Consider the following 19,837-nt stretch of genomic DNA (forward strand, 5'->3'; position numbering starts at 1 on the left):
ACCCGACGGAGATAATGCCGACATGCTGGCCGATGAGAGGACGCAGGTGATGCTTGACGTGGTGCTCGCCCAAGGCGGTGATGCGCGGTGGATCGGCCCGGCTGTGCGTGCTGCTCTGTTTACCGTCGCGGGTGTGGCGCTGGTCGTTGTCGGTGTCCGACGCCGGCGCGCCCGCACTCGCTGGAATCGTGACGACGACCGTCGGCTGCTGCAGTCGGGCGCGTCGGCACCACCGGAGGAACATCTCTTACCGACCCCGCCATCCGGCGGGGGTTGGCTCATCGCCGTCGGCGCGGCGCTGGTGATCCTCGGGGTCCTGCACCTGCTGGACCTGGCTGCGACGCTGCATGAGTCCGGATTGGTGTGATCGAGGTTTTGAACGACTTCGAGCGGGAGACGGCCCTGTCGTTCCACGGGCGGCGGCTCTACGAACTGATGTCCGCATAACTGGCCGACCGCCGACAAGACCCCGGACGCCACCCCGCTGATCGTCGACTTCGCCCGGATCTGGCTCGCGCCCATCGCCGTGGGCGGCGGAACCCCGTTCTTCCCGACACTGCCGGCATGGATCTCGCTGCGGCTGTTGGAGAACCGCACCTTCCCGGGCGGCAAGGTCCTGCTGCGCTATGAGGCGAAACACGACTGATCGGACTTGCACAGCAGTCCGGCGGACCGCGGTGAGCCCTCGAAGCCAGGGAATTCCAGACCCGTCGACTGAACGCGGAAAGGCGCCTCAGACCGCCCAGCCGGCCTCCGTGTCCCCGCTGTTCCACGAACGCGCGACGCCACGAAGTCGAGCCCGGCGCGCCCCCCGGCCGGATCGGCGGGGCTGACGGTGGCTGGGCCAGTGGCACATCCAGCATGAGCACCAATTCTGGCCGGTGAAGATCCACTCCCACCAGCAGCGGCCGGGACCAGTGGTCCAGCCGGCTTTGAAGTCGGGCAGGGAGCAGAGCGCTGGATCGCCGCCGCAGTCGTGCAAGGCACGGTGAGCGACCTCGCCGCGGAGTAATCGGACATGGAAGGGGGCGTGGGTATCGGTGCGGGACATCCGGATCCTCGAACTGGGGCACGCCCCACCGAGTCCGCAGATCCGCTGCGGGGTGGGGCTAGCGCGTTGTTCGAAGACGGCCGGCCGGTGATGCTCGCATGAGTGGGAGCCTACCTGTCTGAGTCGACGTTCAATCGGTAACCGCCGGAGCCGATTCCGCGGCTGCGCCCAGGACCATCACTCGCGATGAAGTCTCGGATCCGAGGATCGGCAGCCCCGCACTGGCGGCGTTCAATGCGCTCAACGCAAGTATGTCTCGCTGCCCTTGGGGAATCCGCCGCCGTTTGTGGCGATGTGAACGTGGTCGAAATGGTTTGCCGTGTCCGACCCGCGGTTGCTCATCGGGCGGGCGGGGCGGTTGGGGCCGTAGGAGGTCTGCCTCCAGAGCGCGTGGTGCACGCCGAATCGTTCCGCGTTGTCGAGGACGAACGCGACGACGCGGTCCCCGAGGGCGATGCTCTCGGCGCTGCGGTAGTTCGGGATCATCACGTCGATCGCGAGTCCGTCGGGATGCCATCGCATGGAGTCCGGTCGTACCCCACCGATGTTGAGAATCTCGGGAAACATTCCGCTGACGGCGCGGGCCGTGAGGATGGTCTTGACCTGTAGCCCCTTTTCCGGCGCCACACCGACGGGCAACACGGGACTGACCATCTGGTGGGCCGGGGGTGCGATCGCCACCGGCGCTTCCGGCGTCACGACCTCCATGCAGCACGGCACCGGTGCCGGGAGGCTGGCAACGGCGTCACCGCCGGTGACGAAGAATGTGGCGACGGGGATGATCACCGCAGCCAAGGCGGCGGACCGACGGCGCCGCGCTGTGGTTAACCTTTGCCATCTCACGGCGGGCACGCTACCGGCGGGTACGCGGTGAAAAGCAAATCGTCGCTACGTATCTCAGTGAGGCCCCGGTCACTCGCTGCGGGCGTGTGGTGGGGCCCGAACCCCGTCAGGGCGAAGGGGGAGTCGTTGTCAAACAGCGGATTCCGAGCCCGTGGCTACCGACCTCTTCCCCTTCGGCGCGGGTCTGAGGTCGAGCGGAGCCGGTCACAGTGGTGCAGCAACGTGAGCAACGCCGCATCCCCGCCTACTTGACGAGTGGGCTTCAGGGCGCGCGCCTTTGACTCGGGGCATCGTGATCGATCACTTTTCGTCAAGTCGGTCGCGGTTCGCGGTGTATAGAGGTAGGAGTGACCGGATCGTTCTGGTGGGACCTGGTGATCGGCGTCGCGACGGCCGTGGTCCTGACGTGGGTTGCACTGGTGGTGGCCCTCGTGATCGTGCGACCGCGCGGTGGATTGCTGCGCGAGGCCCTGCGCATCCTCCCCGACGCGCTCCGGCTCATTCGACGCCTGGCGGCAGACCGGACGCTGCCTGCCGGCGTGCGTATTCGGCTGGTGTTGTTGCTGGCGTACCTGGCCATGCCGTTCGATTTGATCCCCGACTTCATCCCTGTGCTCGGGTACGCGGACGACGCCATCATCGTCATCGCCGTCCTACGAAGCGTCGTCCGGCACGCCGGCGTCGGCGCAGTCCGGGCCCAGTGGCCGGGCAGCGCGCAGGGCTTTGTCGCGTTGTGCCGTCTCGCCGGATTGCCCGGTCCGACCGTTGCCTCCGACGCTGCGGCCACCGGTGTTTGAATGGGTCCGAGGAAGCCACGTCTCGGGCAAGATCACCAAAGTCCACACCAAGGACTTCGACTACAAGGGCCACACCCGCCGCGCCTCCGCGGACGAACCCCAGTACGAGATCAAGAGCGACAAGACCGATCATGTCGCCGCCCATAAGGGCAGCGCCCTGCGGCTGGTCGACGATGACTGATGTGCTCGCCGCCTGATCAGCGCCCGAGCGCGTGGACCGCCGCCGCCAGCTCCCCATACGCGGACAGCTCTGCCCGCAACGGCGCCAGGACGAATTCCTCGGCCACCGCGTCGACCCGCTGTCGCAGTTCGGATGCCGCCCGTCGCCTGCGGCGCGCCGCGCCCAGCGCCACGAACGGCCTGATCGCCACCCGCAGCAGCACACCGAGCACGAGCCCCCCGACGAGCAGCACGGTCGGCACGGCGAACGGCCCGAGCGACGGCGCGTCGAGATCGATCTGCAGATATGCGAGCACGGCCAGGACCGCCAGCCACAACCCGCCCACGACGGCTGTGGCCAGCAGCAGCCACTGGACCACTTCGACCGCGCGCCACCACCGCGGTGACCGGTCCATCCCGAGGTTGGTTCCGCCGACGGCCCGGTCCAGCGCATCGGGTACCGCCTCCGACCGAGACTTCGCTGCCTCCAATATCTTTCGGGGCCACGGTGCAGGCAGCCCGCTCGACGCCGTGTCGGCGAGCGACCGGACCGCGCTGTCGACCCCCGCGCGCGACGCCGCCGAGGCGGACGGCAACGAGGTTCGGCGCTGCACGACGTCCTGCCCGTCGGACTGACCCAACCCCAAGCGCCGCAACGGATCCGGCCGGAGCCTGGGGATCCACCGCAGCGGCGGCCAGCCGACGGCCGCCAGCCCCCGCCGCTCGTAGGCTCGGCCCACCGCGGCCACCACCGCCGGGACACCCGCGGCCCCGGCGATGGCGCTCTGCAGCCGTCGCTCGGCGTCGCGTAGCGCAGGCTCGGATCGTCGCTGCGGGACCAGCGGCGTCAGCCGGGCGGCCACCGAATCCAGGTCCGCGCTGACCCGCGCCGTGCGCGCCCGGTGGTCGGCCACCGTCGAGGCCAGGAACGCCCGCAGTGGCGCCGCCCCGTCCGGCGTCACCGCCGAGGTGGCCAGCACCGGAACACCGGCCAGGCCGTCCTCGGCCAACAGCCGATGCAGGTCCCGCAGGCAGGCATCCAGGTCATCGGCGGACAGCCGGTCCGACTGGTTGAGGGTCACCACCATCACCTCGCGGTGCGCGGCCAGCGGCCGCAGATACGCGTCGTGCAGCACCGCGTCCGCGTACTTCTGCGGATCGAGCACCCAGACGAAGGCGTCGACGAGACGGACGAGCCGGTCCACCTCGGCCCGGTGGGACAGCTCGGTGGAGTCGTGGTCGGGCAGGTCGAGCAGCACCAGCCCGGACAGCTCGGGGGCGTCCGACGACTCCCGGTACTGCCGGGCCCCGATCTGCAGCCAGTCCAGCAGTTCGGAGGCGCCGGACGGCCCGAACACCACGGCCTGGGTCGCCGACGTCGTCGGCCGCCGGATACCGACGGTGGCCAGCGGCGCCCCGACGAGGGCGTTGAACAACGAGGACTTTCCGCTGCCGGTCGCGCCGGCCAGCGCCACCACGGTGTACTCCCCGGACAGCCGCAGCCGGGTTCCGGCCCGCTCGTCGAGTGCGCGCACATCGGCCAGTACCTCGTCGGGCAGCCTGCCGGCCCCGAGCTCGGCCACCGACGTCAGCGCCGCCAGCCGCGCCGCGAGCGTCACCGCAGCACCGCCGCAACGTGATTGGCGACCGCCCGCAACTCGTCACCGGACACCATCGACGCCGCCGAACCCAGCACGTCGCGGTACCGGTCACCGTCGCGAGCCAGCAACGCGCCCACCCGGGCCAGCAGGTCCTCGCGCGCCTGCCGGGCCAGACCGCGGACCGCCTGCTCGCCGAAGATCGCCTCGAGCACCTTCTGGCTGGCCACCGTCGTCCCGCCGGCCACCGCGATCTCGGCCCCGGTCAAGCCGGCCGTCTGGCTGAACACCGCCAACATCACCACCAGCCCGGCGCCGTTGACCCCGTAGGACGCCAGCCGCGCCCCGGACCGCTTCGACGCGCCCTCGGTGCGGACCAACTCGAGCACGAACTCCTGCCAGTCGCGGACCAGCCGCTCGACGGCCTCGGTCAGACCTGCGGCGGGACGGGCCAGCTCGTCGCGCAGCAGGGGTGCACCGGCCTGGTGCCGCGCCCAGCAGCCGTAGGCCGTTTCCGCGGCCTCCTCCACCGCGGCCTGCACGACCGTCGCGATACCGGTCTCCAACGCCGACCCGAGCTCCTCCACCGGGGTGGGCCGTCCGCTCACCGCGGCCACCACGCGGTCGCGGATGCGACCCACCCGCGACTCCAGCCTGCGCAGGAACTCTCCCGTCCCGACCACGTCCTGCCAGCGGGCCAGCACCTCGCCGCGCAGCAGTGCGCCGTCGCGGATCGCCTCGTCGACCCGATCCAGCGCATCGTCGTACGCCGAGGTCACACAGGATTCCAGCTGCCCGCGGACAGCGGACTGCTCGTCGGCCGCGTCTGCCAGCGCGTACGTCCGGGGCGGCAGGCTGCGCAGCGCTCCGTCCAGCGTGTAGCGCACCACCGCGGCCCGCTGCTCCGCGTCGGCGGTCAGGCCGGCCAACCAGGAGCGGATGGGCGCGACCGCCTTGTCCCGCAACCGGCCGCCGCGCAGCGACTGCTCCACCACGACGAACAGTGGGGCGCCGCCCAGCCCGTTCGCCGCGAGCATGTCCGACAGGTGCGCGCCGACCTCCTTGACCGCCTCGGGCGGGCAGCGGTCGAGCACGATGGCGATCGCCGTGCCCCGCTCCCGCGCGGTGTGCAGCAGCTGCCACGGCACCGCGTCGGCATACCGGGCCGCGGTCGTCAGGAAGATCCACAGGTCGGCGGCGGCCAGCAAGGTGGCTGCGAGTTCCCGGTTGGTGCTCACCACACTGTCGATGTCCGGGGCGTCGAGCAGTGCGAGGCCCGGCTCCATCCCCGGATTCGGCGCGATGCGCAGGCCGTCGGGCCCGGACGATCGCGGCAACTGCGGCAGGATCCGGTCGTCGACGAACCAGGACACGTCCGACGGGTGACACACGATCACCGGGCCGCGGGTGGTCGGCCGCAGGACACCGGCCGGGCTCACATCGGCGCCGACCAGCGAGTTGATCAGCGTCGACTTCCCCGCGCCCGTCGACCCGCCGACCACCGCCAGCAGCGGCGCGTCGATACTGCGCAACCGGGGGATCACGTAGTCGGCCAGCTGTCCGGTCAACTCGCGACGGTCCCGCTCGGCCGACCACGCCGACGACGCGGGCAGCGGAAAGGCCGTCCGCGCCAGCACGTCGCTCAGCGCTGCCACCGCGGCAACGAGGTCGGTGGCGTCCGTCATCACCTCAGCCTGCCCTAGGTGATCGTGGCCGCGGGCTGGTTTGCCGCTCCCACTCCGATCGAATCCGGGACCCCGGCCGCAGCCGTGCCGACGTCATACCGGCGCTCTCCGCCGAGGATCGGGAAGTGCCGCTTGGCGGCGAGTTCATCCAGACCCGCTTGCATTGTGGCCGTGACGTATTCGGCTGGGCGATACGCATCGCCGATGAGATCGACGCACTCGAGGCGATGGCTGTACCAGGGCAGCACCCGGCGGCTTGTCGGCGGGCGGTCATGCCGCCACCCGCCGGTAGGGTGCAGCCGTGACCGCCGCACGCGAGGACCTGGTCCGCACCGATGAGTTCCGGGCGGCGCTGAGCCTGCTCGCCGCGGGCCGGCACCTGTTCCTCACCGGTAAGGCCGGCACCGGCAAGTCGACACTGATCCGGCACTTCATGGCCGGCACGGACCGCAACGTGGTGGTGGTCGCGCCCACCGGCATCGCCGCCCTGAACGTCGACGGCTACACCATCCACCGACTGTTCGGGTTCCGCACGACGACGACGCTGACCGACGTCACCGGCGGCTCCTACCGACCCGGCCGCTTCGCGAAGACGCTGGCCTCGTTGGACACGCTGATCATCGACGAGGCGTCCATGGTGCGCGCCGACGTCTTCGACATGGTCGCGGCCGCGCTGCAACGGTTCGGACCACAACCCGGCGCGCCGTTCGGCGGGGTGCAGGTGGTGCTGGTCGGCGACCTGTACCAGCTGCCGCCGGTGGTGGGCGACGGTGAGCAGGACTACTTTTCGACCGTTTACGACACGCCGTACTTCTTCTCCGCCCGATCATTTGTCCGCGACGAGTTCCCCACCTTGACGCTGACGACCGTGTTCCGTCAGCTGGGCGATCAACGAATGACCGTGATCCTCAACGAGATTCGCGAGGGGGTGCTGCTCGGACACGCCCAGGAGCACCTCAACGCGCGGGTGGACGCCGACTTCGTACCGCCACCGGGGGAGTTCTGGCTGACGCTGGCGCCGACCAATCGCCTGGTGACGGCGCGCAACCGGCAACATCTCGAACGGCTGCCGGGCGACGAATTGCTGCACCGGGCGCAGGAGTCCGGGGATCTGTCGTTGTTCGACAAGCCGGTGGACGACGAGCTGCGGTTCAAGGTCGGCGCGCAGGTGATGATGCTCAACAACGACCAGTCCGACCGCTGGGTCAACGGCTCGATCGGCCGGGTGGTCGGGGTGGGCTATTACCGCTACGGGGCGGTGGTGGACGTCGAATTTCCCGACGGCACGGTGGCCGATGTCGCGCCGTTCAGCTGGGAGGCCACCCGCCCGGTGGTCGACGGCGGGTCGCTGCGCCGGGAGGTCATCGGCACCTTCACCCAGTTGCCGTTCAAGTTGGCCTGGGCCATCACGATCCACAAGAGCCAGGGGCAGACCCTGGAGCGGCTCATGGTCGATCTGACCGGTGGGATGTTCTCCACCGGCCAGCTGTACGTGGCGCTGAGCCGGTGCACGTCGTTGGCCGGCTTGGTGTTGAAACGCCCCGTGCTGCCGAAAGATCTGAAGATCGACCGCCGGATCACGCGTTTCCTGCGCGCTTCGGATCCGGATACTCAGGCGCGTCGCTTCTGTGCGATCGGCCTGCTCACCGTGGGCGACGAGGGCCGGATGTCGCGGCCGCGCCCGGTCGAGTTGGCGGTGGCGTTCGACGACGGCACGGCGGTGTCCACGCTTATCAACCCGCAGCGCGACTTGGCCGATGCCCGGCACGCCTACGGCATCAGCGTGTCCGACGTGTTGTTGGCGCCGACCCTGCGGGAGGCGTGGGCCATGATCGCTCCGATGCTGGCCGGCTGCACACCGGTCGGTGTCGCTGTCGACGAGACGTTGGGGCTGATCGACTTCGAGCTCAAGAGGCTCGGCTACGTCACCGGGATACCGCTGGGTATCGAGTTGTCCGGGGCTCCGCCGGCGGGCCGCACGGCGTTACAGCGCGCCCGGGGCGCTCTCGAAAGGCATTCCGCGGCAGCAACATCGGCGGGGTCCGCGCCGTTCGACGACCCGGATCCCGGCCAGGCCAAAACCGGTCTGCTGCTCAGCCGCGACCACGACGCCCAGACCCCGGCGGCACGGCACCTGCCGGCCCTCTCGGCGCTGCTGCGGGTCAGCCGTGAGCTCGGCGGCGTGCTGCTGGGTGCGACGGCGGAAGGCGCTTTGGCGGACGAATCCACCTGGGATGCGGCGGCGCGCCAGTCGGCGGCCGATCAACTGCGCGACGCGTCCTCGAGGACGATGCTTCCCGAGGACGTGCTGGCGCGCCTGCGGGCCGCCGCGACGCTGCTGGGAGCGGACGACCTGGCGGCAGCGAATCCGCTCGCCGAGACCCGCGGCGACATCGGTGCGGTGCTGGTTCCCGGCGCCCGGATCTGTTTCACCGGAACCGCACTCGACGACACCGGCCGGGTGGTGGAGCGCGAGGACATGGAGTGCTTGGCGACCGCCGCGGGGTTGGCGCCGGTGCGTTCGGTGACGAAAACCCGCTGCGAGGTGTTGGTGATCGCCGAAGCAGGCACCCAGTCCGGCAAGGCCCGCAAGGCCCAGGAATACGGCAAACCGGTGTTCACCGCCGCCGAATTCCTGGCCTGGGCCGCAAGGCGGTCATCTGGACCATCCGCATCAATAACACCCACATAGCCACTTAAGTGGGTGTAACTTCGTGGTGTGGACCCAGATGTCGGTACCGCCGTGAGCTACGAAACGCTGCAATGGGACATTGCGCCGTCGGCTGCGTACGTGCGGTCGGCGCAGCGGCAGCGGGGGACCTACGACGCGGCGATCGCCGCCGACATCGCTGATCTAACGGTCGACTTGCCTGCGGACGCGCTGGTAGACGCTGAGGACGCCAGCAATGAAATCATCCGCTTCGATGCCGAACTCGGCGGTGAGATCGCCCCGTTCGCGGCAATCCTGTTGCGCACCGAGTCGGCGGCGAGTTCGAACATCGAGAACCTGACGGCCTCGGTGCGTGCGATCGCCGAGGCTGAGTTGACCGGGGCCAGGGCCAGCGCCAACGCCAGGGTTATCGTCGCTAACACCGCGGCGATGGTGGCCGCGATAAACCTTGCCGACAACATCGACGGTGACGCGATCCTGGCGATGCACGAGGCTCTGATGCATGACGCCGACCCGACCGCGGCGGGACGCTGGCGCACCCAGCAGGTGTGGATCGGGGGGAGTGCGCACGGTCCCCGCGCCGCGATGTTCGTGCCGCCGCATCACCGTCGCGTGCCCGACGCCATCGACGACCTGCTGCGCTTCACGGCACGCGGCGACTTGCCCGTGCTGCCGCAGATTGCGTTGGCCCACGCCCAGTTCGAAACCATCCACCCCTTCACCGACGGCAACGGACGGACGGGCAGGGCGCTGATCCAGGCGATGCTGCGGCACCGGGGCCTGACCCGCAGTGTCACCGTTCCGGTGTCGGCCGGCCTGCTGACCGACACCGACTCGTACTTCGCTGCGTTGACCGCCTACCGCGACGGCGACCCGGCGCCGATCGTGCGCCGAGTGTCAGAAGCCGCCGTCGCCGCGGTCTTCAACGGCCGCCGGCTGGTCGATGACCTGCGCGGTATACGAGCAACCTGGAGTGGGGTCGTCACCGCGCGCAGGGACTCGGCGGTGTGGCGGATCGTTGAGTTGCTGCTGCGGCGTCCCGTCATCAACACCGCTCTGTTGGCCGAGGAGCTGGGCATTGAGTCCAAGCATGCACGCCGTCACCTGGAACCTTTGGCGCACGCGGGTGTCCTCGTCGAGACCAGTTCAGGTCCGCGTCAACGAATCTGGCGAGCGCCCGAGGTCATCGACGCTCTGGATGCCTTTGCCGAGCGTGCCCGCCGAGGTGGCCCGCTCTCGCGGTGACGAGGAGGCCTTAGGTCAGTCCAACTCGGCCAGGGCCCGGCGGGCGGCTTCCAGTTCGGCTTCCAGCGCGGCGACCTTGGCGGCCTGCTGGGAGCGCGCCTCTTCGATGATCGCGTCGATCGGGGTGTAGAGATCCTCGTGCAGCTCCTTGGCCGCACGGGAGACGGCCGCCGCGGCGACCGCGATGTCGCGGGCCAGAAATGTGGTGCCCTGCTTGAGCTCCGCGCGCCAATCGCCGTCGGCGGTGCCCGTGACGGTGAGGATCAGCTCGACCGTCTTCTTCTTGCCGGCGGCTCGCTTGGCCGGCGCCTTCTTCGGCTTTTCCTCGGCCGGGGCGTCCGCGGCGGGTGCCATCATGCTTGTCGGCGAGGTGTTTTCGACGGCGGTGGTCGGGGCGTCGGCTTCGAGTATGTCTACAGTCATCGTTGCGGCGAACTCCTTCTGGAATAGTGCCCGCACCGGGCGGGCCGGCACTCCCAGCCATTAGAACATACGTGCGACTCCTCAGGTTCTTGTGGGGAGTTTGACCTGCAGTCCGCCGAGGCAGAGGTAGATCATTGAGGTCAGTGTTTGGGCGGAGTGGTGTCCGTAGCCGCGGGCGTTGATGAGGCGGATTTTGGCGTTGATGCCTTCGATGAGGGCGTTGGAGATGCGTAGTTCGATGGCGGCGAGGATGGGTTCGAAGTAGACCTCGAAGCGTTTGCTCAGCGCGACGAACGCCGGGATGCGGGAGCGTTTGGCGGCGGTGATCCAGGCTTTGAGCAGTCGGCGGGCTTGGTCGGGTTCGTGGTGGTGGCGGTAGAGGTCGCGGGCTTGTTCCTTCAGCGTCCAGGCCCGGCCGATGCGTCGGTTGGTTCGCGCGATCTGGTTGACCAGGGCGCGTTTGTCGTCGGTGAGTTTGTTCTCGCCGGTGCGCAGCGCCCAGCGGGCGGCTTTCCAGTCCGCGGTGGCGTGTCCGGGCAGGCGGATCGATTCGGCGAAGACGCGATCGAGGGCGCGTTGGACCCACTGCATGACATGGAAGCCGTCGTAGCAGATGACCGCGTTCGGGACCGCTGCGGTGGTGGCAGCGGTGTAGGCCCTGGAGACGTCCATGCTGACCGCGTCGATGTGTGCCAGTGCTGAATCGGTTTGGGCGGCATAGAAGTTGGCTAATGATTGTTCGCTGCGTCCAGGCTGGACGTCGACGACGGTGCCGGTGTCGTGGTTGCCGATGATGGTCAGATAACGATGGGGATGGCGGTAGCAGATCTCGTCGACACCAATGCGATACAGCGTCTGCAGGCGACGCTGGTCGAGAAGTTCGGCCACGCCGCGGCCGATGATGGCGGTGACCGTTTCCCAGGCGCAGCGCATCAACGCCGCCACCGAGGTCCGGTCGGTTCGTTGGGCCAGCCACAGCACCATGTCTTCGAAATCGCGGGTGTGACGCGCACCGGGACGAGCCCAGGGCAGTTCCTCGGTGATCACCCCGCAGTCCGGGCAATCGAGGCGGCGGATCTCATAGACCAGCCACAGCTGTGCCCGGGCCAGATCCAGATGGCGCCAGCGTCGCCGGCGGCGGTCATAGACCGCCCGTAGGCGTTTGCCGCACGGGCAGCGCAGCAGGCGCGCTTTCGGTCGCAGGTGGACATCGATCTGCCCGTCGCCGATGACGACATCGGTGACCGTGGCCCCGGGAATCTGCAGCAGACGGTTAAATGCAGTGTTGACGCGCACGCGGATCGTCCTTGCGGTTGAGGTTGGTGTGGTAACCCCGAAACCTAGAGGCACACCGCGTGCGCGTCCTTCAATTCACCGGCGAAACACCGAAGTCGTTGAAACTCCCCACAAAATACCGCTGAACAGCGAAAATGCGCCCACGAAAACACGTGGAGCGCCACATACGTTCGAGATCTGGGGTGACGCGACACCGCATGCCCTATCGCCGTCGAACCGATCGAAGGCCGGCCGCGTAGTACCTCGTGTAGGCGCACCGCGCGCCGGATGCCGCGGGGGAGGACCGGGATGGGGCCACTGATCGTCGAACTCCGCCATGTGGCGCGCGAGTACCGCGTCGGCGGTCAATCGGTGCGTGCGCTCGATGACATCAGCCTGCGGCTCGAGGGCGGACAGTTCGTCTCGGTCGTCGGGCCGTCCGGGGCGGGCAAGAGCACGCTGCTGCACCTGCTCGGTGCGTTGGACTCACCCGATTCCGGGTCGATCACCTTCGACGGCGACGAGATCGGCCGACTCGGAGACGACGAGCAATCGGAGTTTCGCCGGCATTGCGTCGGATTCGTGTTCCAGTTCTTCAACCTGTTGCCGACCCTGTCGGCGTGGGAGAACGTCGCGGTCCCCAAGCTGCTCGATGGTGTCCGAATGGGCGCGGCCAAACCCGACGCGCTGCGGCTGCTGGACCGCGCCGGGCTCGGTGACCGGATCCAGCACCGACCGGCGGAACTGTCCGGCGGGCAGATGCAGCGGGTCGCGGTGGCGCGGGCATTGATGATGGATCCGCCGCTGATCCTCGCCGACGAACCCACCGGAAACCTCGACTCGACGACGGGCGCGGCCATCCTGGAACTCCTCGCCGAGGTGGCGCACGACGACGGCCGCCGTCGGCTGGTGGTGATGGTGACCCACAACGCGGTCGCCGCCGAGGGCACCGATCGGGTGATCACGCTGCAGGACGGCCGGCTCGGGTCCGACGAATTGTCGACGGTCCCAAGGTGACACCGGGCGCGGCAGAATGAGATCGGCTCCGGCGGGAATCGCTGCGGCGGCAAGTCGGCTCCGGCTGTTCAGTTGGCGCGAACTCGCCACGCACCGTCGGCGCACGGTCGCCTCGATCGCCGTAATGGCGGTGTCCGCAATGTATCTGGTCGCGATATTCGGCATCTTCGGGTCCATCACCGGATCGGTCCATCGGCTGGCCGACGGGATCGCGGGCGTCGCCGCGCTGGAGGTCTCCGGCATCACCGACGCCGGATTTCCCGACGCGCTGACCGCCGAGGTGGCCGCGGTTCCCGGCGTCGAGGCCGCAGTACCGGTACTACGGACAAGTGCCTTCACGGCATCGGGGCCGGTGCTGCTGATCGGCGCAGACGAGAGCGGTGCAGCATTGCAGGGTGCCTTGACGGACGCACTCGCAGGACAGCAGGAAGTGTCGGCTGACGTGCCCAACGGGGTCCGGGTGGGGCCCGGTGTCGGTGCTGCGCAAGGCGAGACGCTCCAGCTGGGCTCGGGTTCGGTGACCGTGGTGGCGGTGCTCGGGGGGGACCGCCTCGCGGATCTCAACGGCGGGCATTATGTCCTGGCCGCGCTTCCGTTGGCGCAGCACATCACCGGCCGCCAGGGGCGGCTCGACTCGATACTGATCACCACGAAGCCGGATGCCGATCTGGCTGCGGTACGCGCTGCGGTCACCGCAGCCGTCGACGGGCGAGCTGTCGTCGCGGACCCGAGCGTGCGGGCCGCCCGGGCCGGCGACGGGGTCAAGATGATGAACTACATGGCCCTGATGGGCGCGGCGATCGCCTTGGTGGTCAGCGCGTTCCTCATCTACACCACCATGACAATGGCGATCTCCCAGCGCCGACCCGCCATCTCGATGCTGCGCGCGATCGGCGGCCGGCGCAGCACCATCGTGCGCGACATGCTCACCGAGGCAGCGATTCTGGGTCTGCTGGGCGCCGCCATCGGCGCGACCATCGGAATAGTGCTGGGCCGCATCGCGATCGGTCGACTGCCGCCGGCGGTCACCCAGGGCCTCGAAGCCCGGGTCGAGTACTGGCTGCCCGGTTGGGCCGTACCGGCTGCGCTGGCGGCGACGGTGCTCACCGGTGTGGCCGCCTCGGCCATGGCGGCGCGGCAGGTCTACAAGGTTTCGCCGATCGAGGCGTTGGCACCCGTCGGGGCCTCGGCGGCCGACGTCGTGCCGCGCTGGCTGCGGATCGCCAGCGGGGTGGGCGCCGTGGCGGCGTTGACGGCGTCGGTCCTGATCCTCCTCGGCCAGAGCGGCACCCTGGCGGTGGTCGCGATCGCCGCGGTCTTCGGTGCCGAGATCGCGCTCGGCTTCGCGCTCACCGCGCCCATGGTGAAAGCCACGGCGGCAACCGCTCGACTATTCGGATCGGCCGGTGCCCTTGCGGCGGAATCCATCGCGCGTGCGCCGCGGCGAGTGTGGGCCACGGTGATGACCGTGCTCATCGCGGTTCTCACCACCGTGGTGATCACCGGCACCAGCGCCGACATGATCCGCTCCGCGGGTGAGGTCTTTTCGTCGGTCGACGATGTCGACGTCTGGGTGAGTGCGGACCCGCCCGATCGCTATCCGACCGCCGCGCTCCCGCCAGGGCTCGCGGACCAGGTGGCCCAGGTGCCGGGCGTGGCCCGCGTGACCGAGGGCCCGTTCGGATTCGCCGTGGTCGGCGGCACGCGCGTGCTGCTCGTCGGCTTTTCCCCCGGAACCCACGATCCGTTGTACCGCGCACTCGATGAACACGTACGCACCGAGGTGCTCGCCGGCCGGGGCGTGGTGCTCACGCAGAACCTGGGCAAGACCTTGGGCGTCCGTGTAGGCGAGGAGGTTTCGCTGCTCACCCCGCACGGCCCGCAGCGCGCGGTGGTGCTGGCGTTGGTGCCGTATTTCTCGACGGTCATCGGCACCGTCGGAATGGAACTGGCTCAGTTGCGGGCGTGGTTCGATCGCCCGGCAACGACGACGCTGCAGATCACCGCGGACGCCGGCGTCGATCCGAATCGCCTGTTGACCGAGGTCCGCCGGGTGGTGCCGACGCCGAACCACGTGTACGACGGCAGCGCCGCGCGGGCCGGCCTGGAGGCGCCGCTGCGCCAGAGCATGTTCATCGCGAACGCCGTCTGGATCATGGTGGTGTTCGTCGCCGCGGTCGCACTTCTCAACACCTTGACGCTGTCGGTGCTCGAACGGCGCCGCGAGATCGGTGTGCTGCGGGCGATGGGTTCCAGCCGCCGGTCCACCATGCGGATGGTCCTGGCGGAGGCGACCGGCATCGGTGCGGTCGGCGCCAGCTTGGGGCTGGCGCTCGGCCTGGTCGACCAATGGCTCTACAGCATCGTCAGCGGGGACATCATGAACTTCGACGTCGGTTTCCGGCCGAGCCCGACGGCGTTCGGCTTGACCGTCGGCGCGCTGGCACTGTGCCTACTGGGCTCGGTGCCACCCGCGCGACGTGCGGCGCGGCTGAACATCATCGAGGCGCTCAGCGTCGAGTAGGTGCCGCTCGCCCCTCCACCGGTGTGGCGATGCCCAGCAGATGAGGTGTGCACGGCGGCGGCACCAGAGTTCGTCGAATGCTGTGCAGCCCCGTGGTGTCGAATCCCGCCGCGGCGATCGCCTCGGCGGTACGGCGGTTCGGCTCACATCCGGCACCCAGCCAGGACCAGGGCTTGGCGATCAGGTCCTGGAACTTGGCCATCGTGGCGTCCCCGCGGACGTGCTCGAGGACGACCAACCTTCCTCCCGGCGCCAGGACCCGCCGAATCTCGGCGAGGGTCGCGGCCACGTCGTCGACCGAGCACAACACCAGCCCGACGTGTACGGAGTCGAAAGCATTGTCCGGAAAGGGAATCGACTCGCCTACTCCGTCGACGATGTCCACGGCGATGCCGTGCCGGCGAGCTAGTGCCGAAGCCATCCGCCGCAGCGTCGCGTCGGGCTCCACGGCGGCGACCGACGTCACCGCGGGCGGCAGGAACAGCAGGTCGGTTCCCGGGCCAAGGCCGAGCAGCAGCAGCCGCCCGGTGACGTGGCTCATCGCCGCCCGTCGATACCGACGGTAGAACAGTCGGTCGAACATCGGCATGCCGAACCGATACACATACGGGAACAACGGATTACGTCGCCTTGTCACTGGCCCTGATCCAGTCGAAACGGCGGATACTCGTCGCGCATCAAGGAGACGTACACGGCTACTCGATAACGCCATCGGACGATACCCAGCAGGAGATCGAACATGCCCCGCGAGATGGTCCCGGTGCACAACAACCAGATGGCCGACACCACACAGAGCACCTGCAGCAGCGGTTCCATCGCCCAGCACAGGAGAATCTGAGGGATCGCCAATAGCCACCACTTCACCAGGACGGCACCCCTGGTGAGGGTCTCGGGATAGTCGACCGCCAGATCGCCGGGATAGTCGGGCCGCGGCGCGAGCGTGAACGGCGGGTATCGGTCGGTGCTGTTCATCGGGAACCGGTAGTTCATCACGCGCCACGACCAACGCAGCACCCCGACGTTGAAGTCGAAGAGCGGGCGCGGATATCGGCCGGTGAACAAGATGGCGACGCCGGCGACGAGGGTCACCAGGGGGTACACCAGGTAGAGGAAGATCAGGATGGGGTAGTGCGGGACGGCGAGCACGCACCACTTGACGAGCCAGAGCCAGCGCGACGGCGCATCGTCGGCGCCACGGACGCGCACCGGAATGTCCGGCTTGCGCACCGGTTCCGTCCTCCAACTTGTCGACGCGGTCATCGCCGGTCCCACGACGTGGCCGGTGTTGGGGCGCTGAGGGTTCGGTTGATCTCGGCGGCGAGCCGGCGGTGACTGGTGCACCGCAGAAACATGGTCAGTGCCCCGGACTGGAACCGGTCCGAAATGTAGGTCGCCGGTTTCAGCGCGGCCTCACCGTGGGAGACCTGCAGCGACGCCACCCGGGATACGGCGAGGACCTTGCGTCGCCTGGTCGTCTCGTACCAACGCAGCGCCCTGGAGAGTTCGCGCCCGTCCGAGAGCGCCTTGCACAGCACCATCGTGTCGAGCAGCGCTTGATTGGTGCCCTGCGCCAGGGTCGGCGGCATGGTGTGCGCGGCGTCGCCGACCAGCGTCAGCGCACCGTGGCCCGGCACGCGCGGAATCGGATGTCGGAAATGCGGGTACGGCGAACCGGCCAGGTGGTCGTCGGTCAACGCACCGAGCACTCGATCGACGGCGTCGCACCAGCCGGTGAAGTTGGCCCGGATCGTCTCGATCGGACGTCGCGGTCTGACGAAGTCGCAGGACCACGGCAAGTCAAACCACCATTGCAGGGCGGCGCCGCCCGCGGGCCACAGACCGGCGTTCCCGTGCTCGCCGATGATGACCCGTGCGACCTGCCGGTCGCTGAGATCCGGAAGGTCGATCAGTCCCTGCCAGCTGCACCAGCCCGTGGGCTCGGCGGGCGGCGCGCCGACGACGTCGCGGACCATCGAGTGCATGCCGTCGGCGCCGATCAACAGGTCTCCCGCAGCCGAATCGCCGTCGTCGAATTCCACCCGCACCCCGTCGGCAGTCCTGACCACCGCAACCGCTCGGGCGTTGCATCGGATGAGGTCGGTCGGCAAACCGTCGAGCAGCCGTTGCAGCAGCACCCGGCGTGGGACCATCCGGACGGGTGACCCGAGCCGGTGCACCATGGCGGTCACGTCCAAGGTGGCGAGCCTGCGGCCGCCGGAGGTCGAGACCTGCACGGTGGACAGCAACTGACCGGCCCCCTCCATGGCGACCCCGAGCTGCCGCAGGACCGTCTCGCCGTTGGACCAGATGGTGACTGCGCCGCCGCCGGCCTGCACATCCGGCCGCCGTTCGAAGACCGTGACGTCATGGCCGTCGCGCCGCAATCCCCGCGCAACCGAGAGGCCGCTCACGCCCGCGCCGACAACGAGGACCCGAAGGGGCGCCGGCATCGCGGAACCGCGGTGGCCGGGCATCAGCGTGCGGTCCTTGCCGTCGGCCTTCCCAGCGCGGACAGCACCGCCAGGCTGGAAGCCCGGTTGCCCACCGTGATCCGGGCGCCGCCGTCGGGGTAGCAGCGGACGTGCAGGCCGGTTTGTGCGAATGCGTCGCGGTGCACCCGACCGCTCGGCGGCAGGTAGGTGAAGTTCGCGTGCGCATCGGTGGTGTAGATGCCCATGCCGCTCAAGCGCATGCGGAGATAGCCTCGTTCTGCAGTGATCAGCCGGACCCTGTGCAGCAGTTGGTCTTCGGCAGCATAGGAGGCGGCGACGGCGACCAAGCTGGTGATCGCGATGCCGAACGGGAGTTGGTGGGCCCACAACGTCCGGGTCAGCTCCGCGGCGGCGAGCCCGTAGCCGATCCGCAGCCCAGCCAGCCCGTACGCCTTGGAGAAGGTCCGCACCACCACCACCACGTTGGGGAAACACGCGATCAGCTCCGACGCGTCGATGCGGTGCTCCGGCGCCACGAATTCGATGTACGCCTCGTCGAGCAGCACGATGGTCGTCGACGGCACCCGGCGCAGGAAGTCCAGCACCGCGGCGGTGGGTTCCAGGGTCCCGGTCGGGTTGTGCGGCCGGCACACGACGACGACCCGCGCGTCCACGGCGGCTTCGGCCAGCGCGTCAAGATCGTGGTGGCCGTCCTGGTCGAGGGGCACGGTCACCGAGTTCAGCCGGGTCATCTGCGCGACAATCGGATAGCCGTCGAAGGTCGGCGCGGCCATGACGATCGTGTCGCCGGGATCGGTCAGGGCGTGCAGGGCCTGCAGAATCACGCCTGTCGCCCCCGCGCCGAGGACCACCTGGTTGGGGTGCACGCCGATGCGACCGGCGATCACGTGGCGCAGCCGCTCCGGCAGCACCTCCGGATAGCGGTTGACCGCATCGATCGAGCGGACCAGCGCCGACCGCACCGCCGGCAGCGGCGGGAACGGATTCTCGTTGAGCGACAATGCAAACGGATCGACCGCGGTCCGCGCCGCGCCACCGGCCGCGGTGCTGACGGGGTTCGAGGCGGGCTTCATCGGCCCCGTCCGCCCCAGCGGAGCGCCGCCGCCGCGGCGAAGTCACCGGCGTGGGCGAACCCGGCCATGACGACCGTTTCACCGGCCTTGACCTGACCCGCGGAGATCGCCCGATCCAGGTTGATCGGGATCCCGGCGCCGAACAGGTTGCCGCACTCGTCGAAGGTGTCGCGGTGGCGTTCCGCGGGCAGTTCGAGCGCTTCCCGCCAGTTGCGCAAGAACACCCGGTTGGGCTGGTTGGTCACCAGGAGGTCGATGTCCTTGGACCGCAGGCCGATTCGGTCACAGACCGCCAGCGCGACTTCGGGAACCTGCCGATTGCCGCGGGCCAGTACCTTGGTGATCTTGCTTTCGCTGAAGCCGATGCAGAGCTCACCGGGACCGGGCTGCCACCACTTGCGGGGCGGGTCCGGGGCGAACGCCATCTCACCGGCGTACTCGCCGTAGGTGCGGCACTCGATGTCGAGGATGGGGGACTGGCCCGACAGCGTGACCAGGCCCACCGCGGCGCCGTCGCCGGGCACCGAAGCCTGCGCCTTGCGACGGACTCCCGGTTGGTCGAAGACCTGTCCGGCGGCATTCTGCGCGATGGCGATCAGCGCGGTGTGTCCTGCTCCTGAGGTCAGCAGCTGACGAGCCACGTTGAGCGCCAACACGAACGCCGCACACCCGCCGTTGTGCAGGTCGAGCACCCAGGAGGGCCGCATGCCCAGGCGGTGAGCGATGCCACCGCCCGAGCCGTAGAACGCCTGATCCGGTGCCTGGGTGTGGGTGATCAGGACATCGGCGGCTTCGATGACGTCGGCGCCGTGCCGCTCGATCAGCCCCTGCGCCGCACGCTCGACCATGTCGATCGCGCTCTCGTCGGGCGCGACGTGGTGGCGGAATTTCGGGGCGCGGAACATCACGTTGTCGCGCAGCGCGTCGGTTTCGGCGAATTGCGCGTAGTAGTCCGCACCGATCGGCTCGCCGGGTAGGTAGGTGGCAACGTCGGAGAGGCTGACCGCGGACCCGCTCATGGTG

General features: G+C 69.1%; 18 protein-coding genes and 1 pseudogene. 8 read left to right on the forward strand and 11 right to left on the reverse strand.

Going from position 1 to position 19,837, the window contains the following annotated elements:
- The first annotated feature begins 22 nt into the window (after positions 1-22).
- The gene (locus tag RCP80_RS11325; protein ID WP_308482407.1) at positions 23-367 is read left to right on the forward strand and encodes a hypothetical protein; all 345 of its coding nucleotides are present in this window, start codon (positions 23-25) and stop codon (positions 365-367) included.
- 11 nt (positions 368-378) lie between these two features.
- Positions 379-646, forward strand: a pseudogene (locus RCP80_RS11330) (dihydrofolate reductase family protein); the annotation flags it as partial.
- A gap of 645 nt (positions 647-1,291) precedes the next feature.
- Here the strand turns inward: RCP80_RS11330 and RCP80_RS11335 are convergent.
- Positions 1,292-1,894 carry a VldE C-terminal domain-containing protein gene (locus RCP80_RS11335; RefSeq protein WP_308482408.1) on the reverse strand — a complete coding sequence of 201 codons (603 nt, stop codon included), beginning with the start codon at positions 1,892-1,894 and terminating at the stop codon, positions 1,292-1,294.
- Between the two features lie 347 nt (positions 1,895-2,241).
- On the opposite strand from RCP80_RS11335, the gene RCP80_RS11340 reads away from it, so the two are divergent.
- Both RCP80_RS11340 and RCP80_RS11345 read left to right on the forward strand, forming a co-directional pair.
- Complete coding sequence (locus RCP80_RS11340) at positions 2,242-2,691, forward strand: YkvA family protein (RefSeq protein WP_308482409.1); 450 nt, start codon at positions 2,242-2,244, stop codon at positions 2,689-2,691.
- The gene (locus RCP80_RS11345; protein ID WP_308482410.1) at positions 2,684-2,872 is read left to right on the forward strand and encodes a hypervirulence associated TUDOR domain-containing protein; all 189 of its coding nucleotides are present in this window, start codon (positions 2,684-2,686) and stop codon (positions 2,870-2,872) included. The genes RCP80_RS11340 and RCP80_RS11345 overlap by 8 nt, the downstream gene beginning before the upstream one ends.
- Positions 2,873-2,888: 16 nt before the next feature.
- Here the strand turns inward: RCP80_RS11345 and RCP80_RS11350 are convergent, their stop codons facing one another.
- Genes RCP80_RS11350 through RCP80_RS11360 form a run of 3 tightly spaced genes read right to left on the reverse strand, consistent with a single transcriptional unit; the run spans position 2,889 to position 6,381 of the window.
- Positions 2,889-4,469, reverse strand: coding sequence for a GTPase (locus RCP80_RS11350; protein WP_308482411.1), 1,581 nt, complete (start codon positions 4,467-4,469; stop codon positions 2,889-2,891).
- Positions 4,466-6,133 carry a dynamin family protein gene (locus RCP80_RS11355; RefSeq protein WP_308482412.1) on the reverse strand — a complete coding sequence of 556 codons (1,668 nt, stop codon included), beginning with the start codon at positions 6,131-6,133 and terminating at the stop codon, positions 4,466-4,468. Before RCP80_RS11355 ends, RCP80_RS11350 begins: the two co-directional genes overlap by 4 nt.
- Positions 6,134-6,147: 14 nt before the next feature.
- Complete coding sequence (locus RCP80_RS11360; protein ID WP_308482413.1) at positions 6,148-6,381, reverse strand: hypothetical protein; 234 nt, start codon at positions 6,379-6,381, stop codon at positions 6,148-6,150.
- A 53-nt stretch (positions 6,382-6,434) separates the two neighbouring features.
- Between RCP80_RS11360 and RCP80_RS11365 the strand changes: the two genes are divergently transcribed.
- A complete protein-coding gene (locus tag RCP80_RS11365) occupies positions 6,435-8,825 on the forward strand; it encodes an AAA family ATPase (RefSeq protein WP_308482414.1) in 2,391 nt (796 codons plus the stop codon).
- Positions 8,826-8,852: 27 nt separating this feature from the next.
- A complete protein-coding gene (locus tag RCP80_RS11370; RefSeq protein WP_308482415.1) occupies positions 8,853-10,049 on the forward strand; it encodes a Fic family protein in 1,197 nt (398 codons plus the stop codon).
- A gap of 15 nt (positions 10,050-10,064) precedes the next feature.
- Here RCP80_RS11370 and RCP80_RS11375 read toward each other — a convergent pair whose 3' ends face one another.
- Complete coding sequence (locus RCP80_RS11375; RefSeq protein WP_308482416.1) at positions 10,065-10,472, reverse strand: DUF6319 family protein; 408 nt, start codon at positions 10,470-10,472, stop codon at positions 10,065-10,067.
- Between the two features lie 81 nt (positions 10,473-10,553).
- Positions 10,554-11,768, reverse strand: coding sequence for an ISL3 family transposase (locus tag RCP80_RS11380; RefSeq protein ID WP_308481078.1), 1,215 nt, complete (start codon positions 11,766-11,768; stop codon positions 10,554-10,556).
- 288 nt (positions 11,769-12,056) lie between these two features.
- Between RCP80_RS11380 and RCP80_RS11385 the strand changes: the two genes are divergently transcribed.
- The gene (locus RCP80_RS11385; RefSeq protein ID WP_373693490.1) at positions 12,057-12,764 is read left to right on the forward strand and encodes an ABC transporter ATP-binding protein; all 708 of its coding nucleotides are present in this window, start codon (positions 12,057-12,059) and stop codon (positions 12,762-12,764) included.
- A gap of 16 nt (positions 12,765-12,780) precedes the next feature.
- Positions 12,781-15,288: an FtsX-like permease family protein gene (locus RCP80_RS11390; RefSeq protein ID WP_308482417.1), complete on the forward strand. Its 2,508-nt coding sequence runs from the start codon at positions 12,781-12,783 to the stop codon at positions 15,286-15,288.
- Here the strand turns inward: RCP80_RS11390 and RCP80_RS11395 are convergent.
- From RCP80_RS11395 to RCP80_RS11415, 5 genes are read right to left on the reverse strand one after another with little or no spacing between them, the layout of a single operon-like run.
- The gene (locus RCP80_RS11395; RefSeq protein WP_308482806.1) at positions 15,275-15,877 is read right to left on the reverse strand and encodes a class I SAM-dependent methyltransferase; all 603 of its coding nucleotides are present in this window, start codon (positions 15,875-15,877) and stop codon (positions 15,275-15,277) included. The two genes, RCP80_RS11390 and RCP80_RS11395, sit on opposite strands and share 14 nt — an antisense overlap.
- A 44-nt stretch (positions 15,878-15,921) precedes the next feature.
- Positions 15,922-16,515 (reverse strand): DUF4389 domain-containing protein, encoded by a 594-nt coding sequence (locus tag RCP80_RS11400; protein ID WP_308482418.1) that lies wholly within the window; start codon positions 16,513-16,515, stop codon positions 15,922-15,924.
- A gap of 29 nt (positions 16,516-16,544) precedes the next feature.
- Positions 16,545-17,738 (reverse strand): FAD-dependent oxidoreductase, encoded by a 1,194-nt coding sequence (locus RCP80_RS11405; RefSeq protein WP_308482419.1) that lies wholly within the window; start codon positions 17,736-17,738, stop codon positions 16,545-16,547.
- A 23-nt stretch (positions 17,739-17,761) separates the two neighbouring features.
- Entirely contained in the window at positions 17,762-18,814 is a 1,053-nt protein-coding gene (locus RCP80_RS11410) for a pyridoxal phosphate-dependent aminotransferase (RefSeq protein WP_308482420.1), read from the reverse strand.
- Positions 18,811-19,833: a 3-oxoacyl-ACP synthase III family protein gene (locus RCP80_RS11415; RefSeq protein WP_308482421.1), complete on the reverse strand. Its 1,023-nt coding sequence runs from the start codon at positions 19,831-19,833 to the stop codon at positions 18,811-18,813. Before RCP80_RS11415 ends, RCP80_RS11410 begins: the two co-directional genes overlap by 4 nt.
- Positions 19,834-19,837: the final 4 nt, after the last annotated feature.

Origin of the sequence: Mycolicibacterium sp. MU0053 (assembly GCF_963378095.1) — a bacterium.
Taxonomy (GTDB): Bacteria; Actinomycetota; Actinomycetes; order Mycobacteriales; family Mycobacteriaceae; genus Mycobacterium; species Mycobacterium burgundiense.